This window comes from Streptosporangium sp. NPDC049248, from assembly GCF_040678965.1.
Classification (GTDB): domain Bacteria; phylum Actinomycetota; class Actinomycetes; order Streptosporangiales; family Streptosporangiaceae; genus Streptosporangium; species Streptosporangium fukuiense.
On sequence record NZ_JBFAQY010000030.1, the window covers coordinates 79,748 to 94,914 of the forward strand.

Genomic DNA, 15,167 nt, shown 5'->3' on the forward strand with positions numbered 1-15,167 from the left:
GGTTCATCCAGCCTGGAATGTGTTGCAGGAAATTGCGGCAATGTTTCAGGATGTCTTGCAGAGTTTCAGAAAGCTGATCCACAATCACTGACCATGGCGGCACGACTCGACGAGATCGCCCGGCAGGCCGGGGTCAGCAAGGCGACGGTCTCCCGGGTGCTCAACGAGCGCCCCGGAGTGAGCCCGAGGGCCAGGAGCGCGGTGCTCACCGCCATGGACGTGCTCGGTTACGAGCGTCCGAACGGGTTGCGCCCGCGAAGCTCAGGGCTGGTCGGGCTGATCACCGCCGAGTTACAGAATCCGGTTTTCCCGTTCTTCGCCCAGGTGATCGAGACGGGACTGGCACGCCACGGGTACACCGCGGTCCTGTGCACACAGACCCCCGAGGGGGCCGGTGAGGACGAATACGTCGGGATGCTGCTGGACCGTGGCGTCTCCGGCATTCTCTTCGTCTCCGGGCTGCACGCCGACACGACCATCGACCGCTCCCGCTACCACGGCCTCAGGCGGCGGCGACTGCCCATCGTGTTCGTCAACGGTGACATCCCGGGCCTCGGCGTTCCCTGCGTCTCCTGCGACGACGTCACCGCGGGCCGTATCGCCGCGCGCCACCTCGTCGAACTGGGCCACCGTCGCATCGGGTTCCTCAGCGGCCCGTTGCGCTACTCCACGGTCCAGCGGCGGCTCGCCGGATTCCGTGCCTCGCTGCGGGAACTCGGCCTGGGGCACGACACCGACGACCTGGTCGAACTGTCGCCCTTTGACGTCGAGGGCGGTCAGAGCGCCGCGTCCCTGCTGGTGCGGCGGGGCGCCACCGCCCTGGTCTGCGGCAGCGACCTGATGGCGCTGGGCGCGGTGCGCGCGGTACGGCGGCACGGTCTGCGGGTGCCCGAGGACGTCTCGGTCGTGGGCGCCGACGACTCCCCGCTCATGTCCTTCACCGACCCGCCGCTCACCACGGTCCGCCAGCCGGTGCAGGCCATGGGGGTCGCGGCCGTACGCGCCCTGCTCGACGAGATCAAGGGGCGCCCCGCCAGGGCCGCCGAGTACCTCTTCCAGCCCGAACTCGTGGTCCGCGCGTCCACTCGGGCCCGATGGGCCTCCCCTGACCGGAACGCTCCATCGGGCCCGGTTCTCTGAGCCGGCGCCGGACGGCCCGGTGGATCATGACGTACCCGCCGCCGCTGCCCGTCGCAAAAGTGGCCTGTGCCCCCGTTCGCGGGGAACTTTGTCCGTCCCACCGGCTCTCGACGCGTCGAGTGGGCTTCACGTGATCGGCGGGAAGCGGGAGTATTGGCGGCGTGAACCGCACAGCTGTACGTCTGGGAGTGTTCCTGCTGGCCGCCGTGGCGGTCGTGGCGGTGCTGATGGCACTGCTGCCGCCGTCCTCGCCCGGCAGCCGTGACAGCGGGTCCTCGCGAACCCCCGCCGTCGCGGTGAAGAAGCTGGGCGGCCGCGACCACGAGCTCACCGTGACCTCCACCGCGCTCGGCCGCGAGGGCATGGTCCGGGTCCTGCTGCCCGAGGGCTGGACGCCGGACTCGGGTCCGTGGCCGGTGCTGTACCTGCTGAACGGCTGCTGCCAGTCCGACTACGACACCTGGGTCACCAAGGGGGAGGCCGCGAGCCTCACCTCCGGCTATCGGGCGATCGTGGTCATCCCCGAGGGCGGCGCCGTCGGCTTCTACTCCGACTGGCGCGACGGCCCCGGCTGGGAGACCTTCCACCTCACCGAGGTACGGCGGATCCTGGAGCGCGACTACGGCGCCGGGGACCGGCGGGCGGTGGCGGGACTGTCCATGGGCGGGTTCGGGGCCATGTCGTACGCGGCCCGCCATCCCGGCATGTTCCAGGCGGCCGCCTCCTTCTCCGGGGTGCTGCACACCCGCGACGGCAACGGCGGCGTCGACTGGCTGCTCGACCGGAACGGTGAGGACTCCGCGAAGCTCTGGGGTCCCCCGCGAGACCCCGAGTGGGCCGCCCACAACCCTGCCGATCTCACCGGCGCGCTGCGCGGGGTACGGCTCTTCGTCTCCAGCGGCGACGGCTCCCCCGGCCCGCTGGACGGCGCCTCCGAGCAGCGCGACGAGGGCGAGGCCGCCCTGCTCGGCCAGGCCGTGACCTTCGCCGAGCGGGCCAGGGCCAACGGCGTCGACGTGACCGTCGACTTCTACGGTCCCGGTACCCACAGCTGGCCCTACTGGAGCCGCGGCCTCGAACGCGCGCTCCCCATGCTGATGGGCTCCATCGGCGCCGCTCCCTGACGACCTGGGACACCTTCTCGGAGGTGTGCCCACCCGGGTGCCGGGGCGCCGAAAGTTAAGGCTGATGACTCTGGGCGTTCAGCTCAGGCACCCCTGGCCGGTCACCCCCGTGACTAGCGTTCGTCAAACACCCCAGTTCAGGGGCGTTTGTCGTATGTCACGAGGAGCCACCTTGCGAGTCCTGGCCGTTGTCCCCGCCCGCGGAGGTTCGGTGGGCGTTCCCCTGAAGAACCTGGCCCCGGTGGGCGGCAGTCCCCTGGTCGCCCGCGCGGTACGGGCCTGTGTGCGGGCCAAGCTGGTCGACGAGGTCGTGGTCAGCACCGACCACGCCGGGATCGCCGAGGTGGCCCGCGCCGCGGGCGCGACCGTGATCGACCGGCCGGAGGAGCTGAGCGGCGGGACCGCCTCCAGCGAGTCCGCGGTGCTGCACGCGCTCGACCACACCCCCGACGTCCCCGACGTGGTCATCCTGGTGCAGTGCACCAGCGCGTTCATCGACCCCGCCGATCTGGACGGTGCCATCGCCAAGGTCCTGGACGGCAGCGCCGACGTGGTGTTCTCCGGGCTGGAGACGCACGAGTTCCTGTGGAGCGTGAACGGCGCGGGCGTCAACCACGACCCCTCCCACCGGCCGCGCCGCCAGGACCGCGAACCGCAGTTCCGCGAGACCGGCGCCTTCTACGTGATGCGCGCCGAGGGTCTGCGCGAGCACGGCCACCGCTTCTTCGGCGCCGTCGCCGTGCAGCGGGTCTCCCCTCACCACGCCGTCGAGGTGGACACCCCCGAGGACCTGGAGATCGTACGGGCGCTGGCACCGTTCGTGGACCGGCCCGAGCCGATCGACGTGGACGCGGTGATCACCGACTTCGACGGCGTGCACACCGACGACCGGGCCTACGTCGACCAGGACGGCCGCGAGATGGTCGCGGTCAGCCGCTCCGACGGCATGGGCATCTCACTGCTGCGCAGCTCCGGCGTCAAATTGATGATCATGTCCACCGAGCACAACCCGGTGGTCGCGGCCCGCGCCCGCAAGCTCGGCGTGCCCGTCCTGCAGGGCCTGACCGACAAGCGGACCGTGCTGCGCGACTGGCTGGCCATCGAGGGAATCGACCCGGCCCGCGTCGCCTACGTCGGCAACGACGTCAACGACCTGGGCCCGATGAGCGACGTCGGCTGGCCCGTCACCGTCCCCGACGCCCACCCGAAGGTCCGCGCCGCCGCCAGGACCGTGCTGACCAGGCCCGGCGGGGCCGGGGCCGTACGGGAGCTGTGCGACCGGGTCCTCGCGGCCCGCCCGGCGGACGAGAAGGTCACCGGAGGGACCCCGCCCCGCGCCGAACTGAGGCTCGCCCCGGTCGCCAGGCCCGTCCAGATCGGCGACGCGCTGATCGGCGCCGGACAGCCGGTCTACGTGATCGGTGAGATCGGCATCAACCACAACGGCGACCTGGACATCGCGCGTCGGCTCATCGACGTGGCGGCCGAGGCGGGCTGTCAGGCCGTCAAGTTCCAGAAGCGCACACCGGAGATCTGCGTGCCGCTGGAGCAGCGCGACCAGATCCGGCAGACGCCGTGGGGCGAGATGACCTACATGGAGTACAAGCTCAGGACCGAGTTCGGCCTGGACGAGTACTCCCAGATCGCCGAGCACTGCCGGAAGCGGGGTCTGCACTGGTTCGCCTCGCCGTGGGACGTACCGTCCGTTGACTTCCTGGAGTCCATGGACGTGGTCACCCACAAGGTCGCCTCGGCGAGCGTGACCGACCTGGAGCTGCTCCGCGCGCTCGCCGCGACCGGCAAGCCGATCATCCTGTCCACCGGCATGTCCACACTGGAGGAGATCGACCGGGCGGTGGAGCTGCTCGGCACCTCCAAGCTGGTGCTGATGCACGCCACCTCCACCTACCCCCTTCCCCCCGAGGAGGCCAACCTCCGCACGATCACCACACTCCAGGAGCGGTACGGCGTGCCGGTCGGCTACTCGGGCCACGAGCGCGGCCTGCAGATCTCGCTCGCCGCGGTGACCCTGGGCGCGGTGACCGTGGAGCGGCACATCACGCTCGACCGCACCATGTGGGGCTCCGACCACGCCGCCTCGCTGGAGCCCGCCGGGCTTGAGCACCTGGTCCGTGACATCCGCATCATCGAGACCGCCCTGGGCGACGGCGTCAAGCGGGTCTTCCCGGGCGAGCAGGCGCCCAAGTCCCGTCTCCGCCGCGTTGGTGTGTGAATGGCGACGCTGTGTCGATGGCGACGCTGTGTTGACTGCGACGCTGCGCGTCGCGGTGAGGCCGCTCTTGTCCGGCTCCTTCCCTCGTCGACCGGGGCCGCTCGTTCCTCGCGACCCCGCTCTCCTCGGTCCAGTCGCCGGCGCGGCCTCACGGGGAGTCCCTCAAGGGGGAGCTTGGGGCACGCCCCCAGAGGGCTCCTCGGTCCGGTCGCCGGCGCGGCCTCACGGGGAGTCCCCCGGAGGACAAGGCGAGGGGGTTCGACATGGGCCTCTTGGTTCGTTCATCTGAGTTCGGGATGGGAGGGCGAAGTTGATCAAGTTGTCGGTGGTGGTTCCGGTGCGGGACGCGGAGAGCTACGTCGGGGACGCCTTGGCGTCGCTGGCCAGGAACGCGCGGCGGGACTTCGAGTTCATCGTGGTGGACGACGGGTCGGTGGACGCCACCGGGCAGATCATCGAGGACTTCTGCCGTGATCTGCCCGGTCTGGTGGTGGTCCGCAACGACGCCCCGGTCGGACTGGCCGACGCGCGTAACCTCGGGATCTCCCTGGCCTCCGGCCGCTACCTGACGTTCATGGACGGCGACGACTGGCTCGCGCCCGGATATCTCGGGGACCTGGTCGGCGCGATCGAGCGGCTGGACTGCGACTTCGTCCGGGTCGACCACGTACAGGTGGAGGGCCGCAAGCGGACGATCCACCGGGCCCCGCTCGCCACCCGCGAGGTGGTGCTGAAGCCGCGCGACCACATCCTGCCCGATCACGCCAAGACCATGGTGGACTACCCCTACGCCTGGGCCGGAATCTACCGCCGGGACCTCGGCGACCTGCTGACCTTCCCAGGGCACCTGCACACCGCCGAGGACAGGCCGTGGATCTGGCGGCTGCACCGCGACGCGGATTCGTTCGCGGTGGTGTCACTGGCCGGGCTGTTCTACCGGCGGATGGTGGCGGGCTCGCTGACGCGGACCGGCGACGCCAGGCAACTGCACTTCTTCGACGCCTTCGACCTGGTCTTCGCGGACCTGGAGGAGGAGTTCGTGCCCAAGGCGGTGCGTACCTTCCGCGCGTTGCTGGCCCACCACCTGGAGCTGGGCGAGCGCCTCTCCCCCGAGCTTCGAGCCCGCTTCGAGGAGCGCGGTGCCACGGCGCTGAGGCGGTTCCCCGCCGACCTGCTCGCCGGGACCGCCCTGGACCCCGAACGCGATCAGATCCTGTTCGATCTCCTGGAGCGCCGATGACGCAGCTGTTCTACGCCTCGACCCTGTTCGGCGCGATGACGCTGGCGGCGGCGATCGACGACGGCCGTTTCGGTCCCCGCCGGGGGCGCCGGATCCTGCTGGTCTCCAACAACGCGGCCATCCCGGAGATCACCCCGGCTCTGGACGAGACCCCGGGCTTCGCCACGCTGCGTCCGCGCTTCGACGAGATCCACTCGTGGAACGAGATCGTGGCCCCGCTGCATCCGGCGGACTGGAAGGCACGCGTCGTCGAGGTGCCGATGCTGGGCCGCCTGCTCCGCTCGCACCTGTCCCTGGGGGCCGGGCCCGCCGAGCTGGTTCTGGAATCCGTCGTGGTTCCCCCTGCCAGGACGCTGGCCGGGCTGGTCAGGGACTGCCCGATCTCGGTCTACTCCGACGGCCTGATGAGCTACGGCCCGACCCGCGACCCGCTGCCGCAGGAGATCCACGGGCGGATCACCCGCCTGCTCCATCTCGACCTGGTGCCCGGTCTTCGGCCGCTGCTGCTCTCCGAGTACGGGGTGCCCGCCGAACCTCTTCCCGACCGGGCCTTCCTCGACGTGGTCGGCCATCGGGCCGACGACCCGCCCTCGGGCCGGGCGATGATCCTCGGCCAGTACCTGTCCGCCCTCGGCATCCTCACCTCCGAGGAGGAGGCGGAGCTCCACGCCGACATGCTGCGCGGCCTCGTCGCCCGGGGGTTTTCGCGCGTGCTGTTCAAGCCGCACCCGGCCGCCGGGCGGCGGCACGCCCGGCGGCTGCGCGAGACGGCCGCCGAGCTGGGCGTCGAGCTGGACGTGGTGGCGGAGACCGTCCCGGCGGAGTCGTGCTTCGCCACCCGCGGGCCCGAGCTCGTGGTCGGCTGCTTCTCCACCGCTCTGATCACCGCCGGACGGTACTTCGGACTCCCGGTGGCGACGGTGGGCGGCGAGCTGATCCTGGAGCGGCTCTCCCCGTACGAGAACAGCAACCGGATCCCGGCGACCATCACCGACGCCCTGCTGCCCCGCCTGTCGACGGACGGTTCGCTGTGGGAACCCCCGCCGGTGGACCTCTCCGCCCTGGTGGGCGCGGTCGGCTACTGCATGCGGAGCGAGGCGTATCCGGGGCTGCGCGAGCAGGCCGCGGCCTACCTCCGGACCTGCGGTCCCGACCGCTACTTCAAGCACCGGCGGCTCACCGCCCTGGAGCTGATCACCGCCCCGGCCCCCGCCCCGGTCGCCGCCCCCCGGGAACGGAGCCCTCTCGGCAGGCTCCGCAGCCGCCTGTCGAGAACGTCCCCCTGAGCCGGAGGCACCGTGTCGGGGCGCCTCCGGGCCACCGGTCCCAGATCAGCTACGGCTCGCCCCCGTCTCCCCGACGCCCGGCTCACCGTCGAACTCACCGTCGAGCTCGTCGTCGGTCATCGCCTCGATCTCCAGGTAGATCTCGGCGACCTGAGCGGTGCGGTCGTCATGGACCTGGGCGGCCAGCCGCGCCACCGTCGGGTGCCGCAGGACGTCGTGAACCGAGACCGCGTCGGTGTCCAGCGCGTCCCGTAGTCTGCCGACGATCACGGTGGCCAGCACCGAGTCGCCGCCGAGCAGGAAGTAGTCGTCGTCTCTGCCCACCTTCTCCAGCCCGAGCGCCCGAGCCCAGACGAGGGCGACCACCCGTTCCAGCGCGGTGACCGGCTCGGCCTGCCCGGGGGCCTGCGCCCGGGCGGTGACCAGGGCGGCCAGCGCACGGCGGTCCACCTTGCCGTTGCCGGTCAGCGGCAGCGCGTCGACGACGACCACCCGGTCCGGGATCATGTGCGCGGGCAGCCGTTCGGCCGCGTGCGCTGTGATCTCCTCCTCGGTGAGGCCGCCGGCCGCGGCCACGACGGCGTGCAGCCGCGGTGCGCCGGTCCTGAGGACCAGGGCGGTGGCCTGGCGCACGGCGGGGTGGGCGCCCAGGGCCGCCTCGACCTCGCCGAGTTCGATCCGGAAACCACGGATCTTCACCTGGTGGTCGGCGCGGCCGAGGAACTCGATCGTGCCGTCCTGCCAGTACCTGGCCCGGTCACCGGTGCGATACCAGCGCACACCGCCCAGGGAGACGAACCGGTCGGCGGTGCGCTCGGGGTCGCCGCGGTAGCCGTCCGCCACGCCCGCGCCGCCGATCCACAGTTCCCCGGGCACCCAGTCGGGGCAGTCCCGGCCTTGGGCGTCGACCACCCGGCAGCGCACGTTCCGCAGCGGCGTGCCGTACGGGACGCTGGTCCAGCCGACGGGGACGCGGCCTGCGGTGACCTCCTGGAAGGTGGAGTGGATCGCGGTCTCGGTGGTGCCGCCCAGACCGGCGAAGCGGCAGCCGGGCACCTGGGCGGCGAGCCGGGCCGGCAGGTCGACGCCGACCCGGTCGCCGCCGAGCAGGACCGCACGCGGGCTCGGGCCGAGCGGGTCGCGTTCGGCGGCCGTCAGCAGCATGTCGAGCAGGCTCGGCACGCAGTTGAGCACGCTCACCTGGTGCGCGCGCACCTCCCGCACCCAGGAGGCGGCGTCACGGCGAGCCTCCTCCCCGATGGTGACCACGGCGCCGCCGGTGGACAGCGGCGCGAAGATGTCGAAGACCGACAGGTCGAAGTCGAGCGCCGACAGCGCGAGCGTCCGGTCGGCCGGGCCTAGAGCGAACCTGTCGGCGAGATCGGCGACGGTGTTGGCGGCGGCCAGGTGGGAGACCTCCACGCCCTTCGGCTCGCCGGTCGATCCCGAGGTGAACAGCACGTAGGCGATCGCCTCGGGTGCGGTCGCGGCCGGCTCGGCCAGCGGCTCCGGCCAGCTCACCGCGTCCCGGTAGGGCAGGCTCTGGCCGAGTACCACGGCGGCCCCGGCCCGGACGGTGATCCGTTCGGCTCTGGCCTGCGGCTGCTCGACGCCGATCGGCACGTAGTGGCCCCCGGCGGCGAGCACGCCGAGGACGGCCACCACCTGTTCGGGGCCCTTGGGCAGGCGGATCGCGACCGGGTCGCCGTCGCGTACGCCGTGCGCGCGGAGCGCCCCCGCCACCCGCAGGGCCTGTTCCGCCAGCTCGCCGTAGCCGACCGGCCCTCCGGGGCCGAGCAGGGCGGGCGCCTGCGGGGTGCGGGCGGCCTGGTCGAAGAAGAGCCGGTGCAGCGGGAGGGTGGGCAGGGGACCGTCGGTGTCGTTGGTCTCGGCCCGGACCTTCAGGGCGGCGGCGGGCAGCAGTGGCCCGACGGGCTCGTCCCAGGCTTCGGGGTCGCCGATCCTGGCCAGCAGCGTGCGGAAGGCGGCGAACATGTCCTCGGGCAGATTGTCGGGAAACGCCCCGGCGCGTACGTCCCAGTTGGCGAGCAGCCCGCCGTGGAACTCGGTGATCTGCGCGTCGAGCAGCACCTGCGGCCCTTGGGAGACGATCCACACCGACTCGCCCAGGCAGGATTCGACCTCGGGGCCGAACAACTCGCCCAGATCCAGGGCGCTGGTGAACACCACGGAGGCCAGCACCGGCGCGCCCTGCTCGCGGGCCAGGTCGCGCAGGACGTCCAGCCCCGTGTAGGAGGAGTGCGCCGCGGCCTCGTGCATGCGTTCCTGGACCTGGGCGGCCCGCTGCGCGAAGGTGCGCCGCTCGGTCAGGTCCACCTCCAGCATGATCGAGCTGGTGAAGTCACCGACCAGGTTGTCCACATCCGGGTGCAGCGGACGGCGGTCGAACAGCGGCACGTTGAGCAGGAACCGCGGTTCACCGCTCCAGGCCCCGACGACCTCGGCGAACACGGTCGCCACGGCGACCGCGGGGGTGAGGCCACGGGCGCGCGCCAAGGTGGTGATCCGGTCGCGCTCGGCCGGAGAGAGCCAGTGGTGCAGCCGGGTGACCCGGTCGGGCTCCGCGGAGTCGGCGCGCAGGGGCAGGGCCGGCGCACCGGGCAGGTTCGGCACCCGCTCGCGCCACCAGGTGACGTCGCGCTCGGCCGGGCGCTGGGCGCTGCGGACCGCCTGGTAGCCGGCGAAGGTGCAGCCGATCTCGGGAAGCCGCGCGGCGGGGTCCCGGTACAGGGCGACCAGGTCGGACAGCAGCACCCGGTAGCTGCGGGCGTCGGCGGCGAGCATGTCGACGTCCACGTGTACCCGGGTGCCGCCGCCGGGCAGCAGGGTGATCCTGATGTCGAACATGCGCCCGGCGGCCACGTCGAGGAGCTGGTGGGAGAGCTGGTCGCGCAGTTCCGCCAGGCGGCGTTCGGCTTCCTGCGGAGGGGCCTCGCGCAGGTCGAGAACCTCCAGCTCCTCCCCTCGGCTCCATGCTTCGATCACCTGCCGGCCGTCGTCGGTGATGCGGGCGCGCAGCATCGGGTGCCGGTCGGCCAGCGCGGCGACCGCGGCACCGAGCCTGGCCGGGTCGACGCCGTGGCCGTCGAACTCGGTGTAGAGATGGGCGGCGACCGCGCCGAGGTCGGCCGATCCGCCCCGGCCGACCCAGTAGGCGTGCTGCATCGAGGCCAGCGGGAACGCATCGCTCGCGTCCACGAGCACCGGGGCCGGTCCGGATTCGGGCTCGGGTTCGGAGGCGGAGCCGGGCGAGGGAGCGATCAGGCGTGCCCATTCGGCCAGGGTGGGGGTACGGGCCAGGTCGCCGAAGCCGACGGTCAAGCCGGCTTGCCGGCAGCGGTTGGCGATCTGCATGAATCGGATCGAGTCCAGTCCGAAGGCGATCAGATCCTCGTGGTCGCCTGGCGGGGTGGTGCCTGGACCGAGCAACTCGGTGGCCATCTGCCGGAGATCGTCGATCGTCAGCATGAAGTGAGGTGTCCTTTGCTTGCTCGATGGCGTGGACGGGCCGGGGTACGGTCGCGCTCCGCGAGGAGGCCGAAGCAGCGTCGGCGGTCGTGGCTCCACAGGCGGTGCGGAGAAGGCCCGCGCCGACGGCCGCTTCCCCCGAAGGAACCTCCGCCGGCCCACCGGGGGGAGGGGGAAGGACGCTGGGACATCTGGAGACCTCCGGGCGACCACAGGGCAGATTATTATTCGGGTAGGCTAACCTAAATAAAGTTTGGTTAGCCTGACCTAACTTAATCTTGCGGACCCGTGCCGCACAATCGGGCGGCGCGAATTCCCGCCGGAAACCCTGCCCCCGCCGGCACGGCGAGGCCCGCGAACCGCCGTCTCGCGGGCCGTACCCGCCGCGCGGCCACTACCGGGCCGCCGGGCAGCACGCCACCGCCCTCGCCTCCGACGGCCACCGCCGCTCCGGCGACCCGGCGACCCGGCCTCGGAGACCGAACACCACCGAGCACTTCCGCGGCGGCCACACGACCACGGTCATCACCGCGGCCACACCGCCCTCAACGGCCGACCACCCGCCGGCCGCGCACCTGACCTCTCCGGGCCGTACGGCTAGCCCAGCGCCCTCAGGTAGCGGCGCATCCGGCGCTTGGCGCGGTAGCCGGCGCGCAGCACGTTCGGCGGGACCTCCACGCGCATCCGGGCGCGACGGCGGGCGGCGGCGTACTCGGGGCCGTCGAGCAGGGACCTGGCAGGGACGAGGCGCCCCGAGCGTGCCTGCCCGACCAGGGAGACCATCCGTGAGACCCAGTCGCTCTCGTCACCGGGATGGAAGTAGTTGTCCCTGCACCAGGCGGCGTCCGGCTCCAGGAAGCGCCCCGCGGAAAGATCGTCGAGGGTGCCGAGCAGGCCGCTGCCCTCGAAGACCAGGTTGATCATCTCGGCGCCCACCCCGAAGTCCGACAGCACCAGCAGGGGCACCTGCTGGGCGATCGCCTCCAGCGCGGCGGTCGAGCTGACGGTGACGAACCCGGCCGCGTGGGCCAGGTGCTCGTGCATGGGCCCCGCCGCGAAACGCACGGTCCCGGCGCGCACCCTGCCCTCCGCCACGAGCGACTGCCACAGGCGCTGGTAGTGGTGACGCTCGTTGTGGGTCTGCCGCTCGCCGTCCAGGGCACGGAGCTTGACGACGACGTCCAGATCCGGCCGCCGCCCGGCCAGCTCGGCCAGGGCGAGCAGGACGCTCTCGCGCTCCTGCCTCCGCCTGGGCACCTTGGCCTGGGTGGCGAACACCACCCGGTCCCGCGGCCCGATGCGGGCGACCTCCTCCTGACCTCGCAGAAACGGCAGCCGGGCCAGCCCCACCTGGCCGCCCCCGCCCAGCTCGCGGCCCATCGCCGAGAACTCCTCGACCTCCCGCCCGCTGTGCAGCACGAACAGCTCGCATCCGCTGCGGAACAGCCAGGCCTTCTCGGTGGCGGGGACGGAGATGCCCGGCAGGCCCGAGACGAACACCGGCCGCGGCCGCAACCCGGCCAGCACCTCGCCGACCAGCACGTCCACCACGGGCCCCGTGCAGGCGGCGAGCACCACGTCGGGCCCGAACCGCTCGGCGGCCCGGCGCAGCGCGCGGGCCGAGAGCACGGGCGGATCCGCCGCCGAGCCCGCGACCGCGGCACTGATCTGCCCCGGGGACGGGGTGATGGGGGTGCGGATGACCGCCAGCTCCCTCGTGCATCCCGAGGGCAGGTCCCGCAGCAGGCAGGCCGCCCACTTCAGGTAGGAGTCAGAGTCGGCCACGGCCAGGACCTTCAACGAGAACCTCCAACGGGAATCCCCCGCTTCATATCCGATTTCACATGGGCGGACCCGGCACGGCTCGCGTCCCTGGGCGGCACGCCGCCGGCCTCCGGCCGCGGGGTCACGAGTTCACGAGGTCATGCCCCGGTGGCTCCCGTGTCGTGATGGGCGAACATCGACAGGTGGGAGCGGAGCGAGGGGGCCGCCTCCCCCGTCCACCACTCGTCCGGGACGTCCACCGTCTCGACCGGGACGCCCCTGGCCGAGAGCAGGACCCGCAGGGAGGTGACCGCGGTGGACGGCAGGCTCAGTACCCGCTGCCCGGCGGCCAGCCCGCGCAGGGTCATCTCGGCGGGGACCCCGCCGCCGTAGACGGTGATGCCGGGCTGCTCCCCGACCCTGACGAGATCGTGGGGGTCCTCCCTGCGGTGCGGGAAGTAGGCCACCGGCCCGGCCGAGCCGAGAGCGGCCAGCCAGCCGAGGTAGTGGTCGCGGTGGATCAGGCCGTTGCGGACCAGCGAGGTGCCGAGGACGACCGTGAGCTCCTTGGGACGGGGCACGCGCAGCGGCTGCGACCGCAGCCAGGCGAAGTCGTGGGTGACCAGCTCGGCCCCTCTCGCCCGTACGGCCTTCGCCAGGTCCGCCGGAACGGGCAGCGCCGTGAAGATCGACAGCCGCCCCGAGCGGGCCGCGGCGCGCAACCTGAGCCCGGCCGCCGCGCCGAGGGCGGTTCTGAGCCGTCCCGCTTTCCCCCGGGCCCTCAGCAGGGGCGTACCCACGTGGCCGACGAGCAGTTCCAGAAGCCTGATGGTGGCCAGCCCGTCGTCGACGATCACGATGCGACCGGGACGCCCGGTGAGCCAGCGGAACTGGACCTTGCCGGAGAATGCGTCGCCCACCACCCAGGTCACGCCCCGGCGCGGCCTGGGCATGTCCGGCCGCGCGGCGGTGAGCTCCAGGCCCGGCGGCAGGGTGAGACGCCCGAGCTCGCGCCCGGTGGCGGCCAGCGGGCGGAGGCTCGCCCTGGGCACGAGGTGGCTGCGGGCACCGAGCAGCCCCGCGTGGTGGGCCTCCACGGCGCAGAGCATCTGCAGCGGGGATTCCACCCAGGCGATGGCCGAACCCTGATCCCGCGCGTGGTCTCGACCGTCCTCCACGCCGGGTGATGACCCGTTCACGACTGACCCAAGCTAACCCGGTGGCCTTAAGCGCCGGGGAACCACGGGTGAACAGCCGCCCACGCGTGCTCGCGCGGCCTTTCCGAACCTCAGGACATCAAGGCGCCGGCGTATCACCGGATCGGGAGTTCGTCATCGGAAGCCCGTCGAGGACACGGCCGGCTCCCGATCCGGCTGGGAGCCGAGGGCTCGCCCTCCCACCGGCGGTCGCCGAGCCTCGTTCGGGCTTTTGGGGTAGAGGGACGCACTCGCTCCATACTTTTTACCATCGAATGTTTGTTCTAAGTAATTGGAGTCGAACGCTCTCGCCGGCGAGCCTCTCGGATCACGACATATCATCCCAGGTCAGGCGATCCATCAGCGGGTACCACTCGCCCGGATCGCCGAGGGAACAGGGGATTCCGCCCGCGGCGAGATCGCGACCCCGGCCGCGGCGGCCGGCCGGAGGACGGGCGCACCCCACCCCCTCCCCGGGCCAAGCGACCCCCCGTCCTACCCCCTCGATCTGGACGTACTACCAAGTCAGGGCAATGTGTCCTACTTGTAATCGTCTGTCCGAGTGACGTACGTTCGTCCTGTTCGTGGCAAATGTCTGGGTCTGTATAGGTCTAAGCATTGCCGTCACATTGCCCGACCGTGTTCCACCTGGGCGGAGCCCCTCCGCCCGCGGTGAGCACGGCCGCCGAATCCGCGAAGTCTGCGGAACCGGGGAACCACGTTCCTGGGGTGAATCAGCGCGTTCTCGCGCCGTAGGGCACTTCCCAGCCCGAACCCGTCAGCTAACCCGGTAGGCGGTATGGAAGCGAAGCAAGGAGTCGACCCCGGTATGACCAAGCACCGCCTCACCCCCACCCTCAGCGCCCCCCGCGTGGCGAGCGCCCTCCTGGGCGCCTGCGTCGTCCTGGCGACCGGCTCCGTGGGCTCCGCCGCCCTGGCCGACAGCCGTCCCGCCCTGAACACGCCGCCCGCCGACGCGAAGGTCTCCGAGGTCTCGCAGAACAGGCCCGCGAGCACCCCGCTCGAGATCGCGGCCGAGAGGCTGCCCAAGGTCTCCGCCGCACAGGTCCTGGACCTCGCCGCCAAGCAGATCGGCGTCCGCGAGAACTCCCAGGGCGGCGGGACCAAGTTCCACTCGTGGTACATGTCCTCCCCGCGCGCCAAGGAGACCGTCGCCCGTGACGGCGGCAGCATCCAGGGCTACGCCAACGCCCCCTGGTGCGCGATGTTCGTCTCCTGGGTCGGCGAGATGGCCGGCATCCGGCCCACGATGGGCTGGGACGCCTACACCGTCACCCACGCCAAGTGGTTCAAGAACAACCAGCACTGGGGCACCACCCCCACCCCCGGCGCCGTCGTCTACTTCGACTGGGCCGGTGGCAAGGACCTCGACGGCATCGACCACGTCGGCTTCGTGAAGAAGGACAACGGAGACGGCACGATCACCACGATCGAGGGTAACACCGGCAACGGCAACGTCGAGCAGCGCGTCCGGCCCACCTCGCAGGTCGTGGGTTACGGCTACCCGGTCTACGCCGACTGATCCACCCCTCGCCCGCGCCGTCCCCCGGTGACGCGGCCACTCCGCACCGCCTGGACCCGCCCGATCCAGGCGGTGCGCGCCGTCCGGCGACCACCGGACGGCTCGAACGCCGTCAGGGGCGCCGCTCGACCGAGCGGCGCCCCTGACGGCGT

Annotated in this window: 9 protein-coding genes and 1 riboswitch; of the genes, 6 read left to right on the forward strand and 3 right to left on the reverse strand. The window is 72.0% G+C overall.

All coding sequences use genetic code 11. The features are described 5' to 3' along the window. Window positions 1-93 precede the first annotated feature (93 nt). The 5 genes from AB0K21_RS36565 (at window position 94) to AB0K21_RS36585 (ending at window position 7,023) form a co-directional block, all read left to right on the forward strand. Complete coding sequence (locus tag AB0K21_RS36565; protein WP_343966088.1) at window positions 94-1,140, forward strand: LacI family DNA-binding transcriptional regulator; 1,047 nt, start codon at window positions 94-96, stop codon at window positions 1,138-1,140. A 161-nt stretch (window positions 1,141-1,301) separates the two neighbouring features. Beyond that, window positions 1,302-2,264 (forward strand): alpha/beta hydrolase family protein, encoded by a 963-nt coding sequence (locus AB0K21_RS36570; protein ID WP_343966086.1) that lies wholly within the window; start codon window positions 1,302-1,304, stop codon window positions 2,262-2,264. A 154-nt stretch (window positions 2,265-2,418) separates the two neighbouring features. Further along, window positions 2,419-4,497 (forward strand): N-acetylneuraminate synthase family protein, encoded by a 2,079-nt coding sequence (locus tag AB0K21_RS36575; RefSeq protein ID WP_364156509.1) that lies wholly within the window; start codon window positions 2,419-2,421, stop codon window positions 4,495-4,497. Between the two features lie 310 nt (window positions 4,498-4,807). Then, on the forward strand, window positions 4,808-5,737 hold the full coding sequence (locus AB0K21_RS36580; RefSeq protein WP_343966082.1) for a glycosyltransferase family 2 protein: 930 nt from the start codon (window positions 4,808-4,810) through the stop codon (window positions 5,735-5,737). Next, the gene (locus AB0K21_RS36585) at window positions 5,734-7,023 is read left to right on the forward strand and encodes a polysialyltransferase family glycosyltransferase (RefSeq protein ID WP_343966079.1); all 1,290 of its coding nucleotides are present in this window, start codon (window positions 5,734-5,736) and stop codon (window positions 7,021-7,023) included. Before AB0K21_RS36580 ends, AB0K21_RS36585 begins: the two co-directional genes overlap by 4 nt. A 45-nt stretch (window positions 7,024-7,068) precedes the next feature. On the opposite strand, the gene AB0K21_RS36590 is transcribed toward AB0K21_RS36585, so the two are convergent. From AB0K21_RS36590 to AB0K21_RS36600, 3 genes are all read right to left on the reverse strand, one after another. Continuing rightward, window positions 7,069-10,512 (reverse strand): amino acid adenylation domain-containing protein, encoded by a 3,444-nt coding sequence (locus AB0K21_RS36590; RefSeq protein ID WP_364156513.1) that lies wholly within the window; start codon window positions 10,510-10,512, stop codon window positions 7,069-7,071. Between the two features lie 597 nt (window positions 10,513-11,109). Beyond that, window positions 11,110-12,297, reverse strand: a complete 1,188-nt coding sequence (locus AB0K21_RS36595; RefSeq protein WP_343966075.1) for a DUF6716 putative glycosyltransferase — start codon at window positions 12,295-12,297, stop codon at window positions 11,110-11,112. Window positions 12,298-12,434: 137 nt separating this feature from the next. Beyond that, on the reverse strand, window positions 12,435-13,475 hold the full coding sequence (locus AB0K21_RS36600) for a hypothetical protein (protein ID WP_343966073.1): 1,041 nt from the start codon (window positions 13,473-13,475) through the stop codon (window positions 12,435-12,437). A 670-nt stretch (window positions 13,476-14,145) separates the two neighbouring features. After that, window positions 14,146-14,284: riboswitch (cyclic di-AMP (ydaO/yuaA leader) on the forward strand. Between the two features lie 17 nt (window positions 14,285-14,301). Here AB0K21_RS36600 and AB0K21_RS36605 point away from each other — a divergent pair. Next, complete coding sequence (locus AB0K21_RS36605) at window positions 14,302-15,015, forward strand: CHAP domain-containing protein (RefSeq protein WP_343966071.1); 714 nt, start codon at window positions 14,302-14,304, stop codon at window positions 15,013-15,015. The last annotated feature ends 152 nt before the right edge of the window (window positions 15,016-15,167 follow it).

What these genes read in the sequence shown, in the direction of transcription:
- AB0K21_RS36565 (WP_343966088.1), top strand. Translation starts at nt 94, where the DNA reads ATGGCGGCACGACTCGACGAGATCGCCCGGCAGGCCGGGGTCAGCAAG.
- AB0K21_RS36575 (WP_364156509.1), top strand. Translation starts at nt 2,419, where the DNA reads ATGTCACGAGGAGCCACCTTGCGAGTCCTGGCCGTTGTCCCCGCCCGC.
- AB0K21_RS36585 (WP_343966079.1), top strand. Translation starts at nt 5,734, where the DNA reads ATGACGCAGCTGTTCTACGCCTCGACCCTGTTCGGCGCGATGACGCTG.
- AB0K21_RS36590 (WP_364156513.1), bottom strand. Translation starts at nt 10,512, where the DNA reads ATGCTGACGATCGACGATCTCCGGCAGATGGCCACCGAGTTGCTCGGT.
- AB0K21_RS36605 (WP_343966071.1), top strand. Translation starts at nt 14,302, where the DNA reads ATGACCAAGCACCGCCTCACCCCCACCCTCAGCGCCCCCCGCGTGGCG.